Source organism: Povalibacter sp., from assembly GCF_036735925.1.
Classification (GTDB): Bacteria; Pseudomonadota; Gammaproteobacteria; order Steroidobacterales; family Steroidobacteraceae; genus Steroidobacter.
On record NZ_DAINNK010000052.1, the window covers coordinates 14,514 to 38,245 of the forward strand.

At 64.4% G+C, this 23,732-nt stretch carries 18 protein-coding genes; 13 read left to right on the forward strand and 5 right to left on the reverse strand.

What is annotated here, in order from left to right; genetic code table 11:
* Positions 1-23 precede the first annotated feature (23 nt).
* Positions 24-548 (forward strand): putative toxin-antitoxin system toxin component, PIN family, encoded by a 525-nt coding sequence (locus V7D81_RS15715; RefSeq protein ID WP_324317933.1) that lies wholly within the window; start codon positions 24-26, stop codon positions 546-548.
* Positions 524-1,474, forward strand: a complete 951-nt coding sequence (locus V7D81_RS15720; RefSeq protein ID WP_324317934.1) for an endonuclease/exonuclease/phosphatase family protein — start codon at positions 524-526, stop codon at positions 1,472-1,474. Before V7D81_RS15715 ends, V7D81_RS15720 begins: the two co-directional genes overlap by 25 nt.
* A 7-nt stretch (positions 1,475-1,481) precedes the next feature.
* Here the strand turns inward: V7D81_RS15720 and V7D81_RS15725 are convergent, their stop codons facing one another.
* Together V7D81_RS15725 and V7D81_RS15730 are read right to left on the reverse strand one after the other, a co-directional pair.
* Complete coding sequence (locus tag V7D81_RS15725) at positions 1,482-3,902, reverse strand: TonB-dependent receptor (protein ID WP_324317936.1); 2,421 nt, start codon at positions 3,900-3,902, stop codon at positions 1,482-1,484.
* A gap of 648 nt (positions 3,903-4,550) precedes the next feature.
* Entirely contained in the window at positions 4,551-9,011 is a 4,461-nt protein-coding gene (locus tag V7D81_RS15730) for an ATP-binding protein (protein ID WP_324317938.1), read from the reverse strand.
* Between the two features lie 190 nt (positions 9,012-9,201).
* Here V7D81_RS15730 and V7D81_RS15735 point away from each other — a divergent pair, with 190 nt between their 5' ends.
* Together V7D81_RS15735 and fdxA are read left to right on the forward strand one after the other, a co-directional pair.
* Positions 9,202-9,762, forward strand: a complete 561-nt coding sequence (locus V7D81_RS15735) for an NUDIX hydrolase (RefSeq protein ID WP_324317940.1) — start codon at positions 9,202-9,204, stop codon at positions 9,760-9,762.
* A gap of 88 nt (positions 9,763-9,850) precedes the next feature.
* Entirely contained in the window at positions 9,851-10,174 is a 324-nt protein-coding gene (gene fdxA, locus V7D81_RS15740; protein WP_324317942.1) for a ferredoxin FdxA, read from the forward strand.
* Positions 10,175-10,253: 79 nt separating this feature from the next.
* Here fdxA and V7D81_RS15745 read toward each other — a convergent pair whose 3' ends face one another.
* Both V7D81_RS15745 and xerD read right to left on the reverse strand, forming a co-directional pair.
* On the reverse strand, positions 10,254-11,000 hold the full coding sequence (locus tag V7D81_RS15745; RefSeq protein ID WP_324317944.1) for a DsbC family protein: 747 nt from the start codon (positions 10,998-11,000) through the stop codon (positions 10,254-10,256).
* A gap of 170 nt (positions 11,001-11,170) precedes the next feature.
* A complete protein-coding gene (gene xerD, locus V7D81_RS15750; RefSeq protein ID WP_324317946.1) occupies positions 11,171-12,118 on the reverse strand; it encodes a site-specific tyrosine recombinase XerD in 948 nt (315 codons plus the stop codon).
* Between the two features lie 230 nt (positions 12,119-12,348).
* On the opposite strand from xerD, the gene V7D81_RS15755 reads away from it, so the two are divergent.
* Together V7D81_RS15755 and V7D81_RS15760 are read left to right on the forward strand one after the other, a co-directional pair.
* Positions 12,349-13,143 (forward strand): lysophospholipid acyltransferase family protein, encoded by a 795-nt coding sequence (locus V7D81_RS15755; RefSeq protein ID WP_324317948.1) that lies wholly within the window; start codon positions 12,349-12,351, stop codon positions 13,141-13,143.
* Positions 13,144-13,229: 86 nt separating this feature from the next.
* Positions 13,230-14,408: an acetyl-CoA C-acyltransferase gene (locus V7D81_RS15760; RefSeq protein WP_324317950.1), complete on the forward strand. Its 1,179-nt coding sequence runs from the start codon at positions 13,230-13,232 to the stop codon at positions 14,406-14,408.
* A 102-nt stretch (positions 14,409-14,510) separates the two neighbouring features.
* Here V7D81_RS15760 and V7D81_RS15765 read toward each other — a convergent pair whose 3' ends face one another.
* A complete protein-coding gene (locus V7D81_RS15765) occupies positions 14,511-15,329 on the reverse strand; it encodes a FadR/GntR family transcriptional regulator (protein ID WP_324317952.1) in 819 nt (272 codons plus the stop codon).
* 58 nt (positions 15,330-15,387) lie between these two features.
* On the opposite strand from V7D81_RS15765, the gene V7D81_RS15770 reads away from it, so the two are divergent.
* From V7D81_RS15770 to zapE, 7 genes are all read left to right on the forward strand, one after another.
* Positions 15,388-16,548 carry an isovaleryl-CoA dehydrogenase gene (locus tag V7D81_RS15770; protein ID WP_324317954.1) on the forward strand — a complete coding sequence of 387 codons (1,161 nt, stop codon included), beginning with the start codon at positions 15,388-15,390 and terminating at the stop codon, positions 16,546-16,548.
* A gap of 196 nt (positions 16,549-16,744) precedes the next feature.
* A complete protein-coding gene (locus tag V7D81_RS15775) occupies positions 16,745-17,506 on the forward strand; it encodes an SDR family oxidoreductase (RefSeq protein WP_324317956.1) in 762 nt (253 codons plus the stop codon).
* Between the two features lie 28 nt (positions 17,507-17,534).
* Complete coding sequence (locus V7D81_RS15780) at positions 17,535-18,302, forward strand: SDR family NAD(P)-dependent oxidoreductase (protein ID WP_324317958.1); 768 nt, start codon at positions 17,535-17,537, stop codon at positions 18,300-18,302.
* Positions 18,303-18,431: 129 nt separating this feature from the next.
* The gene (locus tag V7D81_RS15785) at positions 18,432-19,841 is read left to right on the forward strand and encodes a M16 family metallopeptidase (protein ID WP_324317960.1); all 1,410 of its coding nucleotides are present in this window, start codon (positions 18,432-18,434) and stop codon (positions 19,839-19,841) included.
* Positions 19,838-21,238 carry a M16 family metallopeptidase gene (locus V7D81_RS15790; RefSeq protein WP_324317962.1) on the forward strand — a complete coding sequence of 467 codons (1,401 nt, stop codon included), beginning with the start codon at positions 19,838-19,840 and terminating at the stop codon, positions 21,236-21,238. The genes V7D81_RS15785 and V7D81_RS15790 overlap by 4 nt, the downstream gene beginning before the upstream one ends.
* A gap of 22 nt (positions 21,239-21,260) precedes the next feature.
* Positions 21,261-22,889, forward strand: a complete 1,629-nt coding sequence (locus V7D81_RS15795) for an electron transfer flavoprotein-ubiquinone oxidoreductase (protein ID WP_349257671.1) — start codon at positions 21,261-21,263, stop codon at positions 22,887-22,889.
* Positions 22,890-22,923: 34 nt separating this feature from the next.
* Positions 22,924-23,732 (forward strand): cell division protein ZapE (gene zapE, locus V7D81_RS15800; RefSeq protein ID WP_324317966.1); only part of this gene is annotated, 809 nt, incomplete at its 3' end.

Below are 23,732 nucleotides of genomic sequence, written 5' to 3' on the forward strand. Positions count from 1 at the left end.
CTTTCGAACCGAAGGACGACAGCATGAGCAGGGATAGCGCCCCAGAGACGGATGCACACATTCCGGATGCCCCGAGCGGAACGCCGCCGCGCCTGGTGCTGGACACGAACATCGTCCTCGACTGCTTCGTGTTTCGCGATCGCGCGGCGCACCACCTGACGACAGCGATCGAGACGCGACGCGCGCAGGCGCTCGTTCACCAGCACGCCATCGATGAACTGGAGCGCGTGCTCTCCTATCCGCAATGCCGACTGGCCGCCGTCGAGCAGCGCCGGATTCTGGATCGCTATCTCGCCGCGGCGATTCTCGCGCCCATGCCGGACGGCTTCAGTCGCGAAGAATGGCTGTTGCCCGCAGGCTTTCCGCGCTGTCGCGACCGCGACGACCAGCCTTTTCTTGCCCTCGCCTACCATGCGCGGGCGGATGCGCTCATCACGAAGGACAGGGCCCTGCTGAAACTGCGCAGGAAAGCGCGGCGCTTCGGAGTCGCCATCGTGCCGCCGCTGGATCTGGAGTTGCCGCGATGTCACGACATGATTCCTGGCTGAATTTCCTGCGGAGACTTCCGTGGTGTCTCGCTGCGTCGCTGCTGATCGCAGCGCCGGCCACGGCGCAGCCGCTGCGCGTGATGACATTCAACATCCGCCTGCTCACGCCGGACGACGGCGCCAACCACTGGGATCTGCGGCGCGATCTCGCGGTCCGGATGCTGCGGTCCGAAGCCCCCGACATCATCGGCACGCAGGAACTGTTCAAGCGACAGGGCGACGAACTGGTCGCCCGACTGCCCGAGTACGTGTGGTTCGGTACCGGCCGTCGCGGCGGCGACGACGACGAACACATGGGTATCTTCTATCGCAAGGACCGTCTGCGCGTGCTCGACTCGGGCAACTTCTGGCTTTCCGATACTCCCGATACGCCGGGCAGTCGAACCTGGGGGAACCTGTATCCGCGGCTCGTCACGTGGGCGCGGTTTAAGCACCGCGCCGATGGCGCAACGTTCACGCTCTACAACACGCACTTTCCCTATCGCAACGAGGACGAGACGGCGCGCCTGCGCAGCGCGAAGCTGATCCGCACGCGCCTGGAGGCATTGCCTCGCAACGAGAACATCATTCTCACGGGAGACTTCAACACGACGCCGGACGGTGACGTCCACGCGCTGCTCACCGCCCTGCTTGCGGACGCATGGACGACATCACCCGAACGCAGCGGGCCCGACGGCACATTCCACGACTTCACCGGGCGTCCGGAACGGCGCATCGACTGGATACTGTTTCGCGGACCGGAAGTACTGCGGACCAGGACGGTCACGACTCACGAAGCAGGACGCTATCCGTCGGATCACTTCGCCGTGGTGGCGGAATTCGAGCTGGGGCGCGCAAATGAAAACGCGACATACCCGGAGGGGCATGCCGCGCAGGGGACTGCAGAAGCAGCCCGGCGAAAGGACCTCTCGCCGGGAGCTTCCTGATGACTTGTCAGCGCGAGCCGAAGGAGTAGCGGACGCTCAGGCCGAACTCCTGCAGCGGCGTCATGCTGGTCGTCATGTAAGGACCGGCCAGAGACTGACCTGCGCCTCCGGCAGCCAGATTTCTGAAAGGAGTCGAAGCGGCCGCGCTGCCGCGATTCAGCACCAGTTGCTCATCCAGCACGTTCCGCGCGAAGAGGGACACTTCCCATGCACCATCGTTGCTGCGCAGACCCGCATACAGATTCAGCAGGCCATAGGAATCGACATCGTCATACTGGTTGTTCGGGTCCTGCTCGTTGCTCGTGTAGTACGAGTACAGGCCGCGACCGAAGATGTCGAGGGATGCAGTAACGGGGAAGGTGTACTCCGCCTGCAGCGTCGTCGTCCAGTCAGGCGCGAACGACATGCGGTCGTTCACCGAGCAGGAAGCGACGTCCTCTCCGGCAGGCAGAATCGCCTGAAGCTGCGCAAGGCTCGGGTTTGCCGGCGGGTTCAGGTCGGGAATGCCATCCTGATTGAAGTCGTTGCAGGCAACGACGCCATTGTCCATCTCGCCTTTTGCATAGGCGAAGTTCAGGCCGATATTGAACCGCTCGGTGGCCTGGATCGCGAGATCGACTTCAGCACCGTCGATCGTGCCGTCCACGTTGGCCATGAAGTTGAACTGACCCGGGACCGGGCTCGCCGGCTGCTGCCGATTGACGTACCACACCTGCGGACCGCGATAGAGGAAGTTCTCGAAGTCCTGATGGAAGACGGACGCGTTCAGGCGCATGCGGCCGTCGAGGAAGTCAGCCTTGAAACCGACTTCGTAGGACGTCGAGTCTTCGGAGTCCAGCCGGGTGAACTCGGCAATGTTCGGCGTCACGGGCTCAGGATTGAAGATACCCACGACATCCGGACCATCACGCCACGAGGTGCCGACGTTCGCATAGAGCATGAAGTCCTCGGTGAAGCGATGCGAGGCGGCGAGGTTCCAGACCGTGGGCTTCTCTTCGGCATCGAAGCTCTGCGCCGGCGTAGGCGCATTGTTCAGCGTCAGCGAACTCTCGGACTTGAAGATGATGTAACGCGCACCGCCGGAAATCTCGGTCTGGTCAGTCAGATGCCAGGTGAGATTGGCGAAGACGGACGTTTCTTCCGTGCTGCTGCGGCGCGAAATCGGAGTACCGAGCAAACCTCCCGGAGCGCCCGGAGGCAACGTCGGATTCGGCGGCACGCTGACGGGCATCAGCGTATACGGGCCGACCGGTATGGCGAACAACGTGTAGTTCGTCAGATCGCTGGGACTGCTGAACTCCTGGTAGTACGCACCCACCGTGTAATCGAACCTGCCGGCGAGGCGCTCTTCGGACGCCAGGCGCAATTCGTGCGCCTTGCTCTCCGCCTGAGAGTGGAGGCTCTGCGCGAATCCCGGGGTGTTGGGCACGACACCGCCAAGATCCAGCGGCGACTGTGCCTGGACGTCAAGCTTGCTCCATGAGCCCACGTAGCTCAGCTTCTGGCCACCCAAACGCCAGTCGAGCTGGGCGGTCGCCATATCGATCTGCTGCGTCGTCGGACGCCCGCCGTCGGTGAAGACGCTGAGACGATCTTCCGGCCGGATCGTCTGTACGCCTGCAGGAGCCGTCGAACCATTCGCAAGGAAGAACGACGAGTACTGATCGAATGCCTTCAGATCGCGCTCGAGGTACTGATACATGACATTCGCAGTGAAAACGTCGCCCGCCTCCCAGCGCAGCGAAGCGCGACCGCTCTTGGTTCTCTGCGAAGGCTTCTGACCGTCGGTGGTCTCGACGTGATCGTATTCGTTCTCGTCGTAGATACCTGCGATGCGCAAAGCCAGGCTGTCCTGGATGATCGGCAGATTGATGGCCGCCTGGCCCTGGTAGGCATCCTGATCGGTGCCCAGGGCGCTCACATAACCGCCGAATTCGGAGACATCCGCCTGCTTGGTGGTAACGGTGATCGAGCCGGACGGGGAAGCACGGCCACGCAGCGTGCCCTGCGGGCCGCGCAGCACTTCGATCTGACCGATGTCGTACATCTGCTGGAACAGCAGGGCCGACTGGATCGGGCCGTCGTTCAGATAGAACTCGACGGTCGGCGTCGCACTGGATTCGACCTGGAATGAGGCGCCGCGGATCGTTGCAGCCGTCGTGTAACCGGTTGCACCACTGCTCATGGTCAGGCCGGGCACGATGGCCTGGACGTCGGTGAAGTTCTGGAAATTCAGCTTCGCAACGTCTTCGGCGGTTACGGCATCGACCGTCTGAGGAACGTCCTGCAGACTTTCTGCACGACGGCGTGCGGTCACCACCACTTCTTCCAGCTGGAAGCCGGCGCCGGCCGTGTCCTGAGCCGGCGTGCTGGTCGCGATGGCCAGCAGGCTCGAGCCCGTCAGTAACATCAATCTGCGAGTCTTCATGGGTGTCCCCCTTTGATAACGATCAACCCATCCGAGGAAAAAACGTTGACTAGCGCCTGCACTGCGCCGCCGACACGGCCGGTGCGTCGTTGCGGGCACATCGAAATGGAATCTGCTGGACTGCGCCGGCTGGCGATGTCCGCGAACAGTACGAATCGGACATCGAGCCGCATCGTTACGGCGATGCGATCAGTTGAACTGGACGCGGCGCGAGAGTCGGGAACGGCATGGCGGAAATGGACAGGGCCCGCTGGACACCTGTAGCCGCCGGCACACGCAGCTCGCCGTTGATTTTCAGCACCGTCGCCTGCCCCCGCCTGATGACCGCAGCACTACTTTATGAGTACGTTGCCGTCTGCGGCATCGATGGCACGTAGACAACTCAACTACTCTTCTTGGACTGCGATTAGTTTCCAATTTATCAACAGCGGTGTCTAGTACCTCACCGGGCTTTTTCCGTTCGAGTAATGAAACCCTGCTGTTTCAGGCATATTTCACCGTTGACAGGCAGGTCCGCACGGCAACGCACTGCCACAAAGGCAGCGAACGGCTCACGCTTGTTTGGCAGTGCAAAAACGATGCATCCACGCCACAGCCGCATCCGGGAGGACGCGAGCGAACGCAGATGCGGAAACGGCGACCGTGTCCTTACGGCTTGTCGAGCAGATCGCGAATCCTCTGCCCCAGTTGCTCGAACGTGAAGGGCTTGCCGATGAGCTGCACACCCGAATCCAGCCGTCCGTGATGGACGATGGCATTGCGCGAATAGCCCGTCGTGTAGAGCACACGCAGGTCGGGTCGCAGTTCGCGCGCCGCGTCCGAGAGGATCTTGCCCGACTTGCCGGGAAGCACGACGTCGGTGAACAGCAGGTCGACGCGGGCTGACGTCTGCAATATCGCCAGCGCACTTTCCGCATCGCCGACCTCGAGCACGTGATAGCCGAGTTCCGCCAGCACCATCGTGCTGTAGCTGCGTACGTCGGCATTGTCCTCGACGACCAGAATCACTTCCTCGCGGCTCGCGCGCGGCACTTCGACGCTCGGCACCGGCGCGACGACGGGGGCGCCGCCGTGATAGCGCGGGAAGTACAGCTTCACGGTCGTGCCCTGCCCGACTTCGCTGTAGATCGTGACGTGGCCGCCGGATTGCTTGACGAAGCCGTACACCATGCTGAGGCCGAGACCCGTGCCGCGCCCCACGTCCTTCGTCGTGAAGAACGGCTCGAAGGCGCGCGCCAGCACGTCCTGCGACATTCCCGAACCGGTATCGCTGACCGCCACCATGACGTATTGCCCGGGAATCACTTCCGCATCGGTGGCCGCGTATCGTTCATCGAGATCGGTGTTGGCGGTTTCGATCGTGAGCTTGCCGCCGTTTTCCATCGCATCGCGCGCGTTCACCGCGAGATTGACGATGGCACTTTCGATCTGGTTCTGATCCACCTCGGCCAGCCACAGCCGCGGCGCGAGAATGCCTTCGAGTTCGATGGTTTCGCCGAGCGTGCGATGCAGCAGCTCGGTCATGTCGCGTACCAGGACGTTCAGGTCCAGCGGCTTCGGATCGAGCGGCTGGCGGCGGGAGAAGGCCAGCAGGCGCGAGGTGAGATGCGCCGCACGCTGCGCACCCTGCAGGGCCATGTCGGCCGCGCGGCGAATGCGCGCCTCGTCCGTGGCCGGACTCGAACGACGGATGGTATCCAGGCCACCGATGATGACGGTCAGCAGATTGTTGAAGTCGTGCGCGACGCCGCCGGTCAGCTGACCGACGGCTTCCATCTTCTGCGCCTGTCGCAATGCCTCTTCTGCGCGCGTGCGCTCGGCGACTTCGTCCCGGACGCGCTTCTCCAGCGTTGCGTTCAACAGCTGCAGTTCGTTTTCTGCGCGCCGCCGCTGCACCAGCTCGCGCTGCGCCGCCTGCACGAGCCGCGCATTCTCCATCGCGACCGCCGCGGAGGCCGCGAGGCCCAGAATGAGTTCCTCCGTCTCAGCACCGAATCGCCCGGTCTGCGCGTGACCGAAGAACAGTCCGCCGAGCACTTCGCCGCTCGTGGATTTCACGGGCACTGCCAGATAGCTGCGCACCGGCAGATGTCCGGGCGGCATGCCGCGATAGGGCTCGCTGCGGCCGTAGCGGGGATCGCGCGTGATGTCGTCGGCGCGAACGACGCCCACGCCGTCGAACGTGGGTCCGAACACCGCCGTCTTGCGCGGCATGGGAAATTTCGCGAACGATTCCGGCGCCGCGCCCGACAGCGTGTACAGGGTGTAGCGCTCGCCGGCCGCGTCGATGACGTTGTAGAAGAACGCGCCGAACTGCGCGCCGATCAGTTCGACGCCCGCATCGGTGATCGCCTGCACCACCGACTCGGTCTTGAGTTCGCCGGCGATGATGGCGGCGACCCGGTTGAGCACTTCGAGCGCGCGCTGCTGCTCGCGCATCTGTGCTTCGGCGGCTTTCTCCTGCGTGAGATCGATCAGCACGCCGGTGAAATTCCGTTCGCCCGACGGCAGCGTTTCGATCTGGCCGCGCGACAGTACGGTGCGCGGTCCGTCGGCGGCCAGAACTCGATACTCCGCTTCGAACGGCGCGCCCGTCTCCACGGTCTTCGTCACCAGCGCTGCGGTACGTTCGCGATCGTCGGGATGCACGCCTTCGAAGAACGTCGCGAGCGGCAGGCCGTCGGCCGCGGCTTCGATGCCGACGCCGAACGCGTCCGCGAGCTGGCCGTAGATGCTGAGGCGATCCGTGGACACGTTCCATTCGTAGACGGCCACCCTTCCGGTCGCGAGCGCGCGGGACAGTCGCTCCTGACTGATCAGGCGCTGCTGTTCGCTCTGCATGATTGCGCGCGCCGCATCGCGCCGGATGGCGGCCATCTCGATGTTCGTGTGAATGCGCGCCAGCAGTTCACGGGCGACGAACGGTTTCACCAGATAGTCGTCGGCGCCCGCCTCGATGCCTTCGGACTTCGCTTCGTCGGCGGCACGCGCCGAGAGCATGATGACGGGGATGCTCGCCAGGCGCGCGTCGCTGCGAATGGCGCGCAACAGCCCGAAACCATCCAGGTTGGGCATCATCACGTCGGCGAGAATGAGATCGAAATTCCCCGCGCGCGCCCGTTGCAGCGCCTGCTGCCCGTCCACCGCGGTTTCGACCAGGTATCCCTGCGTGCCCAGCAGCCGGGTCACGTAATCGCGCATGTCCGCGTTGTCGTCGGCGAGCAGGATCCTGCGGCTGGGCTGATGCGATGGAGTGGTCTGCGGCGGCGCGATGTCGGGGGCTTCGTGAACCCAGCGCAGCGCTTCTTCGACGAAGGGCAGCGCTTTCACTGCAGTCGGTCCGCTGCGCTCCTGACGCAGCTTGTCGGCGGGCAGATGCGCCGTGCCGAAAGGCAGGCTGACGCTGAAAGTCGTACCGCGACCGAGTTCGCTGCGCACCGACACGTCGCCGCCATGCAGCCGGACGAGTTGCTGCACCAGCGCGAGCCCGATGCCCGAGCCCTCGAAGCTGCGTCCCTGTGCGCCTTCGACGCGGTGGAAGCGTTCGAACAGTCGCGGGATTTCGGTTTCCGGCACGCCGATGCCGGTATCCGTCACGCAGACGACTGCGTTGCGGCGGTCGGTCGTCGTATCGACGGTCAGCGTGATGCCGCCGTTCAAGGTGAACTTGAACGCATTCGACAGCAGGTTCAGCAGCACTTTTTCCCACAGGTCGGGATCGACGTGGACGCGCTCGGGCAGGGCTCGCGCATCGACCGTCAGCGCAAGACCCGCCTTCTCGATGGCCGAACGAAAGCTCGAGGCGATCTCCGCACTGAACGAAGCCAGATCGACCGGCTCGTAGAAGGCATTCATCCGGCCCGCTTCGAGGCGGGCGAAGTCGAGGAGGCTGTTCACCAGTCGCAGCAGCCGCATGCCGTTGCGATGCGCCACCTGCGCCTGCGTGCGCGCCATCTCTTCCGAGAACGCCGGCGTCGCCAGCAGCTCCTCCAGCGGACCGAGCATCAGCGTCAGAGGGGTACGGAATTCATGGCTGACGTTGGAGAAGAAGGTCGTCTTGGCATGATCGATCGCGGCGAGGGCTTCGGCGCGCTTGCGCTCCTGCTCGAAGCCGCGCGCATTCGCCAGCGCTCCGGCAATCTGGCCCGCGAGCAGGCTGACGAAATCGCGATAGCCGTTGTCGACGCGACGATGCGGATTGGCCGCAGCGACCAGAAATCCCGCGGCCCGCGTCGCGCCGGGCTCGGCGATCGGCGCCAGCAATGCCGCATTCGGCCGCAGCTGCCACGCACCGCTGGGCACTGCCGCGAATTTCTCGCCGAGATCCGGCACGACCACGACGGAATCGGTGCCCTGGATCGCGCCCAGCGCCCACGGATGCCGGCCGGTCTCGATCTCGAGCGGCGCAGCGGGATGGCCTGCATCGATGCCGGAAGAGGCGACCAGCGTCGCGCTGTCGCTCTCGTCGTCGAACAGGTAGACGGCGGTGAACGGCAGATCCTGCAGGTTGTCGCCGAGTTCGTCCTGCACCGCGCGAAACAGCTGCGCCTGCGCCGATGTCTGCGACAGTGCAGAGGCGAGCTTGCGCAGCGTCGCGAGCCGTCGCGCACCGATGACCCGCTCCGTCTCTTCCACGACCACGCAGAGCAGCCCGGCGATGGAGCCGTCGTCGTCGAACAGCGGGCTGTAGGAGAACGTGTGGTACGTCTCCTCGGAAAAACCGCTGCGCTCCAGGAACAGCAGCATGCCTTCGTTGTAGGTGGCCTCGCCCGTCGTCATGACCTGATCGACGAGCGGCCCCACCTCCGGCCAGATCTCGCGCCAGACGACCGAGGCCGGCTGTCCGAGCGCCCACGGATGCTTCTCTCCCAGCGTCGGCCGGTAGGCGTCGTTATAGAAGAAGGCGAGATCCCTGCCCCAACCCATCCACATCTGATAGCGGGACGTCAGCAGGATGCGAACCATGGAGCGCAGGCTTTGCGGCCAGTCCCCCGGCGCGCCGATCGACGTCGCGCGCCAGTCGCACCTGCGCATGTGCTCGGCCAGAGGTCCGCCGCCGATGAACAGATCCGAACCTTCGTCGCTCGAAGACGGTCGCTGCGGATCCAAGTCGCACCTCGGAAACCTTCTTGTTGGAATGGGAGGCGATCGTCTGGTGAACGATCACAGGCTGAGAATCGCCGTGCTGAACGCACCTGGCGGCAGCGCGGTTCCAGGACGAGGCTCGTCCGGCCGGCTCGTCAATGTCGCGGCCCGGATGAAGTTGCTACCATCGCGGCGTGCACCTGCTCCATCGCCAATGAAGTTCTGTTCCGCCTGCGGCGCCCCCGTCGAACGTCTGATTCCGGACGGCGATCATCTGCCGCGCGCCGTCTGCACGGCCTGCAAGACCATCCACTATGAGAACCCGCGCATCATCGCGGGATGCGTCCCCGAGTGGCAGGGCAAGATCCTGTTGTGCAGACGCGCGATCGAACCGCGGCGCGGCTACTGGACGATCCCCGCCGGCTTCATGGAAAACGGCGAAGCATTGCAGGACGGCGCGGCGCGGGAAGCGATGGAGGAAGCGCTCGCCAATGTCGAGATCGGTTCGCTGCTCGCCATCGTCAACGTGATTCGCGCGCACCAGGTGCACATCATGTTCCGGGCGCGGCTGCTCGATACCAACTTCGGCGTCGGGCCCGAAAGCCTGGAAACGCAGCTCTACGACGAAGCCGACATTCCGTGGCACGACATGGCGTTCCTCAGCGTCGACTTCGCACTGCGGCGCTACCTGGAGGATCGCCGTGCCGGACGCGAAGGCGTGCATTCCCGCGACATCGACTGGCAGGACGGCAGGATCATTACCCGGGATCGGTGACGGGTTCGGCTTCTATCGCCCGCCCCTCTTTGGCACAATACCGGCCGTTCGCAGCGGCATTCGCCGCATTCCCCGGCCGGAGTCATCGATGACCTTTGTCGTCACAGAGAATTGCATCAAGTGTAAGTACACGGACTGTGTCGAGGTCTGTCCGGTCGACTGCTTCCATGTCGGTCCCAACTTCCTGGTGATCGATCCGGACGAATGCATCGACTGCACGCTGTGCGAACCCGAATGCCCTGCCGAAGCGATCTTCTCCGAGGAAGAGCTGCCAGCCGGCCAGGAACACTTCAAGCAGCTCAACGCCGAACTCGCCAAGAGCTGGCCCGTGATCACGGAGCGCGAGCCCGCACCCGCAGACGCCAAGGAGTGGGACGGCAAGCCCGACAAGCTGAAGCTGCTCGAACGCTGATCCGCAGGACATCGCGCCCACAAAAAAAGCCCGCATTTCTGCGGGCTTTTTTTCGATCCGGGCCGACCGGATTACTTGATCACTTGGTCTTCGTCGCCGCGACCTTCAACTGGTCGAGCTGTTTGACCATGTCTTTCGGCGGCAGATAGCCGCCGATGTAATCGCCGGACGGCGTGAAGATGGCCGGCGTACCTTGCACGCCCATTTCCTCGCCGAGTTCGTACTGCTTGGCGACCGGCGTCGCCGCACACTTGGCGTCTACCGACTGTCCCTGCTTCGCCTTGGTGATCGCACCGTTGCGATCCTTGGAGCACCAGACGGCCTCCATCTTCGCCCAGTCATCCGTGCCCGGACCGGCCCGCGGATAGGCCAGGTAACGCACCCGCACGCCGAGTTTGTTGAGCTGGTCGATCTCGCCGTGCAGCTTGCGGCAATACCCGCACTCGACATCGGTGAAAACGGTAATCGTGTACTTCGCCGCCGCCGGACCGAACACGATCATGTCGCGCTCATCCAGCCTGGCGAGCGCCTTGCTGCGCGACACGGCGCGACCGGCCTCGGTGAGGTTCGTGCGTGTCTCGACTTCGTACAGATCGCCGCTGAAGAGGAATTTGCCGTCCGCGCTGACGTAGGCGGTGTCGGCGCCCATGCCGACTTCATACACGCCCTGGACCGGCGAGGGCCTGATCTGATCCGGCTTCACGCCCGGGAATTTGGCTGCGATGGCTGTGCGTGCCTCCGCTACCTTGTCCGTGTCCGCCGCAAGCACACAGGTGCTCATCGCGAACAGCAGCAATGCACTCAGTCGACCGATCAGTTTGCTCATCGACACTCCAGGGGGAAGCGGACGCATCGGTTGGATGCCAAAGCGCCGCGGAGGTTCACTCGCGCGCTCGGGGGCGGCAGTCTAGCAGGGATGCCACCGCTTTCGACGGCAGGGAGAAGACCCGGGGAGGACCGATCCCTCGCAGGCATCGGCCGAAGCGACGGCGCGGCTCAGCCGCGCGGATGGTGCTGCTGGTGCAGCTCCTTCATGCGCTCGCGGGCCACGTGCGTGTAGATCTGCGTGGTGGACAGATCGCTGTGACCCAGGAGCATCTGCACGACGCGCAGGTCGGCGCCGTGATTCAGCAGATGCGTGGCAAATGCGTGACGCAGCGTGTGCGGCGACAGCGCCTTCTGCACGCCCGCCTTCTGCGCGTAGCGCTTGATGATGTGCCAGAACGCCTGGCGCGTCATGCGATCGCCGCGGCGCGTGGGGAACAGGAAGTCGGTCTGGCGTTCGAGCAGGATCTCGAGCCGCGGACCATTGATGAACTTCTGCAGCCACTGCACGGCTTCTTCGCCCAGGGGAATCAGCCGTTCGCGATCGCCCTTGCCGACGATGCGCAGCACGCCCTGGTTCATGTTCACCTGGCCGGCCTTGAGATTCACGAGTTCGGAGACGCGCAGGCCCGTCGCATACAGCACTTCGAGCATCGTGCGATCGCGGTGGCCCAGCGGCTGATCGACTTCCGGCGCGGCCAGCAGCGCCTCGACTTCTTCCTCGGTCAGCGATTTCGGCAATGAGCGCCCGATCTTGGGCATGGCGATCTGCGCCGTCGGATCCTCGGTGATGGCGCCGTCGCGCACGAGATAGCGATAGAAGCGACGGAAGCTGGACAGCTGACGCGCCGTCGAGCGCGGACGCGCGCCGGACTCGACACGCCATGCAATGAAGGCGAGCACATCGGCACGCTTGGCGCCGTTGGCGGAGGTTCCGCGCGCCTGCAGCCAGCGATCGAGCGCAGTGAGATCGGCACGGTACGCCGACAGGGTATTGGGCGACAGTCCGCGCTCCATCCACACGGCATCGAGGAAACGGTCGATGGCCGGGAGGGAGGGCGTTTCAGGGGTCGCCTCGCCTGTCCTCGCGTAGACTGATGCTTTCGTAACTGTGGTCATCGCCTTTGAAGCAACTTGCGCAAGCCGGACTGCGGTGCTGTCCGGACATGCAGTGCGGGCAGTATGCGTAGGCGTTCCTCCCTGAAGGAGTGACAGTTATCACAGAACGTTTTTAGTGTTTACATAAAGAGAACCAGTTCACAGAAAATGCCCGCCGCGCCGCAAGCAGACTACGACCTGCGCGGCCGCCAATCCCTGCAATATCAACCCGCTGACCCGTACCGACACCGATGTCGTTGAATCCCCTGCCCCTGCTGCGCCGGCTTCTCGAGATTCTCTACGGCCTCTACGCGCTGATCGTCTTCCTGGTCCTCGGCCTCATCGCCCTCGTGCTGGTAACGCTGATTCCCGGGCTCGGCATCAAGACACGTCGTTCGATCGCTCACGCCGCGGCGCGCAGTTTCTTCGCGGTGGCCGGCATGCGCATCCGCGTACACGGTGCCCAGGAGTTGCCGCAGGAGCCGTGCGTGGTCGTCGCCAATCACGCCAGTTATCTGGACGGCGTCGTGCTCAAGGGCGTGCTGCCGGCGCGCTTCAGTTTCGTCATCAAGAAGGAAGTCAGCGTCGTGCCGCTCGCCGGCCTGCTGCTGCGGCGCATCGGTTCGGAGTTCGTCGACCGGTTCAATCGACACGCCGGCGGCATGGACGCGCGACGACTCATCAAGGCAGCGGACTCGGGTCAGGCATTGGCGTTCTTTCCCGAAGGCACGTTCATCGCGCAACCCGGGCTGGGCAAGTTTCATACGGGTGCGTTCGCAATCGCCGCACGCGCGAAGCTCCCCGTGGTGCCGCTGGCGATCCGCGGCACCCGTCATATCCTGCCGAGCGGACGTTTCCTGCCGCGGCCCGGACGCATCGACATCGAAATCCTGCCGGCCGTGCGTGCGCCCGCCGAGCTTGATTCGAGTGCGACCGTCGCCCTGACCCGCGATGCTGCGAGAGCCAGAATTCTTGCTGCGCTGAATGAGCCGGATCTCGGCGAAAGCGACGGCGTCGCCGATCTGCAGGCCTCCCGCAAGGGCTGATTTTGCTGCGGCGGGAGCTTGACCGCCCCTTGCAGCATTGGTTACAAGCCCCGCCTCCATTCTGATCAGCAGACCGGGATACACGCATGAGCGACGAAGTTTTCATTGCATCGGCCCGCCGCACACCCATCGGTGCATTTCAGGGCGCACTTGCGCCGCTGAGTTCGCCGCAGATCGGCGCCGCCGCGATTCGCGCCGCGCTCGACGATTCGGGCCTCTCCGGCGAGCAGATCGAAGAAGCCATCATCGGCTGCGTGCTCATGGCCGGCATCGGCCAGGCGCCGGGCCGTCAGGCCGTGCTCGCTGCGGGCCTGCCGCTGGGCGTGCCGGTGTCCACCGTCAACAAGATGTGCGGTTCGGGACTCAAGGCCGTGATGATGGCCGCCGACCAGATCCGCGCGGGATCGGCGAATGCCGTGCTCGCCGGCGGCATCGAGTCCATGACCAATGCGCCGTACCTGATTCCGAAAGCCCGCGCCGGCCTGCGCATGGGCCATGCGGAAATCCTCGATCACATGTTCTTCGACGGCCTGCAGAGTCCGTTCGACGGCAAGATGATGGGCCATTTCGCCGATCAGACCGCCGCCAAGTACGGCATCACGCGCGAAGAAATGGACACCTTCGCCGCCGAGTCCGTGCGTCGCTCGCTCGTCGCCGTCGAGCAGGGCAAGTTCAAGCGCGAGATCGCCGCCGTCACGATCAAGGATCGCAAGGGCGAGCGCGTGTTCGATCAGGACGAAACGCCGTTCACCTGCGACATCAAGAAAATCCCGAGCCTGAAGCCGGCCTTCAACAAGGACGGCACGGTCACGGCCGCCAGCTCATCGTCAATTTCCGACGGCGCCGCCGCGCTCGTGCTCGCCTCCGGCGCGCTGATCAAGCAGCGCGGCCTCAAGCCGCTCGCCCGCGTCGTCGGTTACACCAGCCACGCGCAGGCGCCCGAGTGGTTCACGACGGCCCCGGTCGGTGCGATCAAGTCACTGCTGGAAAAGACGGGCTGGAAAGCCGGCGACGTCGATCTGTATGAAGTGAACGAAGCCTTTGCCGTCGTGGCAATGGCTGCAATCAAGGACCTCGGCCTCGACCACGCTCGCGTCAACGTCAACGGCGGCGCCTGCGCGCTGGGTCATCCGATCGGTGCCACCGGCGCGCGCATCCTCACGACGCTGATTCATGCGCTCAAGGATCGCGGCGGCAAGCGCGGCATCGCCTCGCTGTGCATTGGCGGCGGCGAAGCGACGGCACTGGCGGTCGAACTGGTCTGATCAAGAAAAATAGCCGCAAAAAAGCGCAAACGACACAAGGTAAAGACGTTTTGGATTCTTGCTTTGTGTTTCTTGCGCCTTTTTGCGGCCATTAATTCCTAACTAAATCGACACCAGCGCGTCGGGTGCAATGCCCGCCACTTCATAACCGCGCTTGAAGTCGCGCACGTGCTTCGCCATCCACTTGCGCGCCTCCTCCGCATCGCGGTTCTGCAACGCGGCGATGATCTTCTGCTGGGCGGCGACGATGCGTGAGCGGGCCTGCGGCACGCGGTCGACCATCACTGCCAGCGACGGCGCCAGCACCTGGGCCAGCGAGTGCTTGGCCAGCATCAGCACCTTGTTGCGTGCGCAGACGCCGATCTGTTCGAAGAACCCAGCGACCAGTTCCACCGCGACGTCGGCGCGCGGCTCCGCGATGAATGCCTGACTGACGCGCACGAGCGTGTCGATATCGCCGGGCGTGCGGCGCGTCGCCGCCATGGCCGCGACCTCGGGCTCGATCACCATCATCGCTTCCCACACTTCGACGAACGACACCTCGTGCAGCACGAGCGCCTGTCGCATTCCCGAAGCGACCTTGTCGGCGTGCGGCCGACTCACGATCAGACGTTTCGCCCCTTGCGGACGCATGACCAGCCCTGCGCTTTCCAGCTGGCGCAATGCCTCGCGCACCGTCGAGCGATGCACGCGGAACTGCTGTGCCAGATCGAGTTCCGGCGGCAGCGGGTCGCCATCCTTCAGGACGCGCGAGAGGATCTTCGCCTCGATTGCCGCGGACACCCTGGTATACGCCGGCTCGCGTTCGACCGGCTCGAACAGGCTGGCCGGCGCGGCAAGGCCGCCGGATTCCTGATCCGCTGCTGCTGCGACGCCGCGACGGGCCTTCGGTCGGGATACATTTTTTGTGCGCGTTGACATGGTGCCGGATTGTCCGACAATGCGACATCGTTCCTCAACCCTGCCCGCGAGGATACCCGTGTTGGAAGATTTCGACTTCGGACTCGGCGAGGACATCGACACCCTGCGCACGACGGTCGCGCAGTTTGCGCACGACCGCATTGCGCCGCTGGCCGCGGACATCGACCGCGAGAACCGCTTTCCGCGCGAACTGTGGCCGCAGATGGGCGAACTGGGCCTGCTGGGACTCACGGTCGAGGACGAGTACGGCGGCGCCGGCATGGGCTATCTCGCGCATGTCGTCGCCATGGAAGAAATCAGCCGCGCCTCGGCATCGGTCGGGCTTTCCTACGGTGCGCACTCCAACCTGTGCGTCAACCAGTTGCGGCGCTGGGGCACCGCGGATCAGAAACGCAAATACCTGCCGCCGCTGATTTCGGGCGAGCACGTCGGCGCGCTCGCCATGAGCGAACCGGGCGCCGGATCGGACGTCGTCGGCATGCGCACACGCGCCGAAAAACGCGACGACGGTTTCATCCTCAACGGCTCGAAGATGTGGATCACCAACGGACCGGTCGCCGACACGCTCGTCGTGTACGCCACGCTCGATCCGTCGCTGGCGGCACGCGGCATCACGGCGTTCATCATCGAACGCGGCATGCCTGGCTTCAGCACCGCGCAGAAGCTCGACAAGCTCGGCATGCGCGGCTCCGACACCTGCGAACTCGTGTTCAGGGACTGTCACGTACCGGCAGCCAACGTGCTGCACAAGGAAGGGTTCGGCGCGGAAGTGCTGATGAGCGGGCTCGACTACGAACGCGTCGTGCTCGCCGGCGGTCCGCTGGGCATCATGCGCGCCTGTCTGGATCACGTGATGCCCTACGTTCACGAACGCAAACAGTTCGGCCGCCCGATCGGCACCTTCCAGCTCATGCAGGGCAAGGTTGCCGACATGTACACGACCATGAATGCCTGTCGCGCCTATGTATATGCCGTGGCGCGCGCCTGCGACCGCGGCCAGATCACGCGCTTCGATGCCGCAGGATGCATCCTGCAAGCCTCCGAGAAAGCCACGCTGCTGGCACTCGACGCCATTCAGGCGCTCGGCGGCAATGGCTACATCAACGACTACCCCACCGGTCGCCTGCTGCGCGATGCGAAGCTGTACGAGATCGGCGCCGGCACCAGTGAAATCCGGCGCATGCTGATCGGGCGGGAACTGTTCGAAGCTACTGCCTGATCCTCAATCTCTTCTGTGGGGCCGGCTTCAGCCGGCGCTGAGGAGTCAGGCTAAAGCCTGACCTACAAGCCTGACCTACAAGCCCGACCTACAGGAGAGGCCGTTTTTCCATGATGCAGTCGTCGTTGCCGGGGGCTTTGTGCGTCGCAAGAAAGCGGCTACCATCCGGCGCCCTGCAACGTTTTGAGGTACGGCAATGCAGCTCGACGGCAAGTTGGTAGCGATCACCGGCGGTGGCCGCGGCATCGGCCGCGCCATGGCCCTGGCATTCGCAGCAAAGCACGCCAATCTCGCCCTTCTCGATCTGCATCAAGCCGATCTCGACACCACCCGCGCCGAGTGCGAAGCGCTGGGCGTGCAGGCCCGCACCTATCTATGCAACGTGAGCCGCGAAGACGAGGTCGCGAACACGCTGGATGCCGTCGTCCGCGACTTCGGCCGGCTCGACGTGATGATCAACAATGCCGGCATCACCAAGGACGCCATGCTGGTCAAAGTCCAGGACGGCAAGGTCGTCGGCAAGATGTCGAAGGATCAGTGGCAGGCCGTCATCGACGTGAATCTCACCGGCGTGTTCCTCGGCGCCCGCGAAGCCGCCGCGCGCATGATCACGCTCGGCAATGGCGGCGTGATCATCAGCACCTCCAGCATCTCCCGTGCCGGCAACATGGGGCAGTCGAACTACTCCGCCGCGAAGGCCGGCGTCGCCGCGATGACGGTCGTGTGGGCGAAGGAACTGGCCCGCTACGGCATTCGCGCCGGCGCCATCGCCCCCGGCTTCACGCGTACCGAGATCCTCGACGCGATGAAACCCGAGATGATCGAACGCGCCGTCGCTGCCGTGCCGCTCAAGCGGATGGCCGATCCCGCCGAAATGGCGCACGCTGCGATCTTCATCGCCGAGAACGATTTCTTTTCCGGTCGCGTCATCGAGCTCGATGGCGCGCAGCGCATCTAGTAACAGCGCATTTATCGAGGAAGCAAGCATGAAGTTGAATCAGGTGCGCGCCGTCATCACCGGCGGCGCTTCGGGACTCGGCAACGCGGTGGCGTCCCGCATCGTTGCCGCCGGCGGCCAGGTCACGCTGCTCGACGTGAACCAGGAAGCCGGCGAAGCCGCGGCCAAGGCACTCGGCGCTTCGGCGCGATTCCAGAAAGTCGACGTGACCAACGAATCCGCCGTCAACGCCGCCGTGGCCGCGGCCCACAGCTCGATGGGCGGCCTCAATGCCGCCGTCAATTGCGCCGGCATCGCCACGGCGCGCCGCACCATCAACAAGGAAGGCGCCATTCCCGGCGATGCCTTCCGCAAAGTCATCGAAGTGAACCTGATCGGCACCGTGAACGTCGCCAAGGCAGCCGCTGCGATCATGCAGGCGAACACGCCGAATGAAGAAGGCGAGCGCGGCGTCATCGTCATGACCGCGTCGGTCGCGGCATTCGACGGCCAGATCGGCCAGATCGCGTATTCCGCCTCGAAGGCCGGCATCGTCGGCATGACGCTGCCGATGGCACGCGACCTGTCCTCGCTCGGCATCCGCGTCATGACCGTTGCGCCGGGCATCTTCAAGACGCCGATGATGGCCGCCATGCCGCAGGAAACCCAGGATTCGCTCGGCAGGCAGGTGCCGTTCCCGTCGCGCCTCGGCCGGCCCGACGAATACGCCGCACTCGTCGCGCACATTCTCGAGAACTCGATGCTCAACGGCGAAACCATCCGCCTCGACGGCGCGATCCGCATGGCGCCGAAGTGAGCTGTATCAACGATTCGCTCTGCCTGTGGGGCCGGCTTCAGCCGGCCTGAGGATTGTCAGGCTGAAGCCTGACCTACAGGAAGAAGCAGCACCCGAGCGTTCCATCAGCGATCCGGAGGAAGCACGTCGATGAAGCACTTCGCCATCTGCCTGATCCTGGCGTTCTCAATGGGCGCGCCTCCGGCGACGGCAAAGGACGAGACGCCGGTGGCGGCGCTGAACGTTCCCGTCGAGTACTACAAGCTCGACAACGGTCTGCGCGTCGTGCTCTCCGCGGACCACTCGGTGCCGCTGGCCACCATCGGCATCTACTACAACATCGGCTTCCGCATCGAGCCGAAGGATCGCACCGGCTTCGCGCACCTCTTCGAGCACCTGATGTTCCAGGGCTCGAAGAATCTCGCCAAGGGACAGTTCTTCAAGCTGGTGCAGGGCCTCGGCGGCACGCTCAACGGCTCCACGCGCTTCGACTTCACCAACTATTACGAAGCCTTCCCGTCCAATGCGCTCGAATCGATGCTGTGGGCCGAAGCCGACCGCATGCGCAGTCTCGACATCACGCAGGAGAACCTGGCCAACCAGCAGGGCGTGGTGAAAGAGGAAGTGAAGGTCAACGTCCTCAATCGGCCCTATGGCGGCTTTCCGTGGCTGCAGCTGCCGCAGTACGCGAATACCAACTGGTACAACGCGCACAACTTCTACGGCGACCTGCAGCACATCGACGCCGCGACGCTCGACGATGCTCGCGCCTTCTTCAAGACCTACTACGTTCCCAGCAATGCCGTGCTCGTGGTGGCCGGCGATTTCGAAACCGCGCAGACGAAAAAGTGGATCGAGCAGTACTTCGGCAAGATCCCGCGCGGCGCCGTGACGCCGCTGCCGGACATCGCCGAGCCGCGCCAGACGAAGGAGAAGCGCGCCAGCATTACCGACGCCCTCGCGCCGCGCCCTGCCCTCGCCGTCGGCTATCACGTGCCGCCGCGCTGGACCCCCGAACACTTCGCCTTCGGACTCATCGATGAACTGCTGCTGCAGGGTCAATCCTCGCGCCTGCATCAGGACCTGGTGCAGAAACGCGGCTACACCGACAGCGTCTCCGGCGGCATCAACCTGCTCGGCAACATGTTCAACTACAGCGGGCCGATGCTCTGGTCCGCCTCGCTGATCCATGATCCGACGACCACGACGGATCAGATCCTCTCGGCCTTCGACGAGAACATCGAGCGCATCCGTACCGAGCCGGTGACGCAGACGGAACTCGATCGCGCGCGCCGCACGATCCGCTCCCAGCTCTACGACCTGGTCGGTTCCAGCACGCGGCTCGGGCTCGTCGACCTGCTCGCCTGCTTCGCACTCTTCGACGACGATCCGGCGCGCATCAATCGCATCGAGGCGGAATTCGCCAAGGTCACGCCCGACCTGGTGAAGAAGACGGCGCAGGAATATCTGCGCAGGGACAATCGGACCGTGCTGCTGGTCGAACCGGCCCGATCTGTCGAACCGGACAGGCCCGCTGCTCCTGCGGAGGCTGCGAAATGAAGGCGCTGCGAATCACGCTGATCGGAATCGTTGCGACTCTGGCGACGCAGACAGCGCTTGCGCAGGAAGCGCCGCCACGTCCGGGCCCACCGCGTGCCTTTCAGTTGCCGACGCCGGCGACGACCGCGCTGCCGAATGGCCTCAAGACGACGTTCGTGGACTTCGGCGTCGTGCCGAAGGCGACGATCGCCATCGCCGTCCGCACCGGCAATCTCAATGAAGGCCAGCAGGTGTGGCTGGCCGATCTCACCGCGGATCTGCTGAAGGAAGGAACGGCGAAGCGCACGGCGCAGCAGATCGCCGAAGCGGCCACCTTGATGGGCGGCGAACTCGGCATTTCCGCCGGCCCCGACCAGACTTTCCTGCAGCTCGACGTGCTCGCCGAATACGTGCCCGACGCCATCGCGCTGCTGGCCGAAGTGCTGACGCAGCCGAAGCTGCCGGAGAGCGAACTGCCGCGCATTCGCCAGGATTACACCCGCAACCTCAGCGTCGCCCTGACGCAGCCGCAGGCACTCGCCAGCGCGGCGATGGCCGGGCTGCTGTACGGCGATCATCCGTACGGCAAGACGTTTCCGACACCGGAACAGCTGCAGAGCTACACGATCGACGACATCCGCAAGTACTACGACGGCAACTTCGGCGCACGCCGCACGCAGATCTACATCGCCGGCAGGTTCGATCGCGCGACGGCGCAGAAAGCCATCGAAGAAACGCTCGGCACATGGCGCGAAGGCGCCGCGCCGCTGGAACTGCCGCCGGTCGAGGCGGGATCGCGTCGACTGACGCTCATCGATCGTCCTGGCGCGCCGCAATCGACACTGCGCATCGGCAAGCGCGTCATCGACATGCGCCAGCCGGATTTCATGGCGCTGTCGGTGACCAACTCGCTGCTGGGCGGCGTGCTGACTTCGCGCATCACCATGAACCTGCGCGAAGACAAGGGCTGGGCCTACTCGCCGGGCAGCGGCCTGGAAACGAAGTATCACCAGGTCACCTGGATCGAGAACGCCGACATCAAGTCCGCCTCGACCGGCCCCGCGATCACCGAAGTGTTCAAGGAAATCGAACTGCTGCGCGCGCAGCCGCCGACCGAGCCCGAACTCACGGCCATCAAGAACTATCGCAACGGCACGTTCGTGATGGGCACGGCGAGCCGCGGCGGCCTGATCGGCCAGCTCGCGCAGATGGACCTGCAGGGCCTGCCGTCCGACTGGCTGACCACGTTTCCGCAGCGCATGTACGCCGTGACGCCGGCGCAGATCACGAAGGCAGCGCGCGATCATCTCGATCCGAAGCGCATGTCGGTCGTCGTCGTCGGTGACCTGCAGACGGTCCGGCCGCAACTCGAGGCCATCGCCTCGCTGCGCGAGATTCTTCCCCCGGTTTCCAAATAACAGCCACACCCAATACGCACGTATGAGTGAAGCCATTGAAAGAGAAGTCATGGAGTATGACGTCGTGATCGTCGGCGCAGGCCCCGCGGGTCTTGCGTGCGCGATCCGGCTGAAGCAACTGAAGAGCGACCTGAACATCTGCGTTCTGGAAAAGGCATCGGCCGTCGGCGCGCACTCGCTGTCGGGCGCCGTGCTGGAACCGGCGCCGCTCGAAAAACTGTTGCCCGAATGGCGCGCGGAATACACCGGGATGAAGGTCCCGGCCGCGGAAGACGACGTGCGGCTCATGACGAAAACCGGCTCGTACAAGCTGCCGAACTGGGCCGTGAACCTGTCGCCGATGAACAATCACGGCAACTTCATCATTTCGCTCGGACAGCTCACGCCGTGGCTCGCACAGAAGGCCGAAGCGCTCGGCGTCGATATCTTTCCGGGCTACGCCGCTGCCGCCGTCGTCTATGACGACAACGGTGCGGTGAAGGGCGTGCAGATCGGCGACATGGGCTTGGAACGCAACGGCGAACCGGGACCGAACTTCACGCCGGGCATCGAGATCCATGCCGGCACGACCGTGATCGCCGAAGGCTCGCGCGGCTCGCTGGCGAAGCAGCTCATCAAGCAGTTCGATCTGCGCGAAAAGGTAAAAGCCGATCCGCCGACGTTCGGACTGGGTTTCAAGGAACTGTGGCAGCTGCCGCCGGGACGCGTGACACCCGGCCGCATCGAGCACGCCTTCGGCTGGCCGCTGGATACGAAGACCTACGGCGGCAGTTTCCTGTATCACCTCGACGGTGATCGCGTGTATGTGGGCTACGTCGTCGGCCTCAACTACAAGGATCCGCGCCTCAAGCCGTTCGAAGCGTTCCAGCAGTTCAAGAATCATCCGCGCATCGAGCCGCTGCTCGAAGGCGGCGAGATCCTGTCGGCCGGTGCACGCACGATCGCCGCGGGCGGCTATCAGTCGCTGCCGCAGCTCGACATGCCGGGCGCGCTGATCGTCGGCGATGCCGGCGGCACGCTGAACGTGTTCAAGATCAAGGGCATTCATCAGGCCATCCGCTCCGGCGTGCTGGCAGCGGAACATCTCGCCGAGAAGGGCAGGAGCGAAGGCTTCGATGCCCGCTGGCGCGCTTCCGATGGTCACGCGGAGCTGCGCTCGGTACGCAACTTCAAGCCCGCCTTCAAGAAGGGCTTGTATTTCGCGATGGCGAATGGCGGACTGGAATCGCTGCTCAAGGGTCACGTGCCGTGGACCCTGAAGAACACCCCGGACTGGTCGGCGCTGGAGAAGCTCGGCGACTATGCCTCGCCCGATCGCCAGTGGATCGATCGCACGCTGCCGCCGCGCGATCGGCTCGCCTCGGTGTTCTTTGCCGGCAACGTGCACGACGAGGCGCAGCCGATTCATCTGAAGGTCGCCGATACTTCGATCTGCGCGACCCGCTGCGTGGTCGAGTACGGCAATCCGTGCGAGAACTTCTGTCCCGCTGGCGTGTACGAAATGGTGCCGGATGGCGCGGGTGGCAAACGCCTGCAGATCAATTCCGCCAATTGCGTGCACTGCAAGGCGTGCGACATCAAGGACCCGTACGAGATCATCACCTGGACGACGCCGGAAGGCGGTTCCGGTCCGAACTACCAGAACCTGTGATGCACAACGCGCGGCGATCGACACTGCACGATTGATGGATAGCGTCGCCGCCCACTACGAGCGCGAATGCGCCCGGCTCGGCTATCAGCGCGATCCGGTGCAGGAACGCATCGTCGCGCTGCTCGATGATCTGCGCTCGCGACTGCTCAAACCGAAGCCGAAAGGCCTGCTGAAGGGCCTGTTCGCCGGCAGGCAGCACGATCTGGAACGCGGTCTTTACCTCTGGGGCGGCGTCGGTCGCGGCAAGACCTGGCTGATGGACCTGTTCTTCCACAGCCTGCCCTTCAAGGACAAGCAGCGCAGCCATTTCCATCGCTTCATGCAGTCGGTGCACGACGAACTGAAGAAGCACAAGGATCGCGCCGACCCGCTGGAACTCGTCGCCGAAAAGATCGCGAAGAAGACGCGCGTGCTGTGTTTCGACGAACTGTTCGTCGCCGACATCGGCGATGCCATGCTGCTCGGCAACCTGTTCCGCGGCCTGTTCGATCGCGGCGTCACGCTGATCGCGACCTCGAACGTGCCGCCGGACGATCTCTACAAGGAAGGTCTGCAGCGCGCGCGCTTCCTGCCCGCGATCCGGCTGCTCAAGGAGAACACGCAGGTCGTACACGTCGACAGCGGCACCGACTACCGGCTGCGCGCGCTCGAACGCGCCTCGACGGCGTTCGACTCGAGCGATCCCGCCACGCCGGCGGCCATGAGCGAGCTATTCGAAGCCGTGGCAGGTGAAGCCGGCGCCGCGAGTCCGACGCTGACGCTCAACCATCGCCGGCTGCATCCGAAGCGCCTTGCCGAAGATGTCGTCTGGTTCGACTTCAAGGAACTGTGCGACGGCCCGCG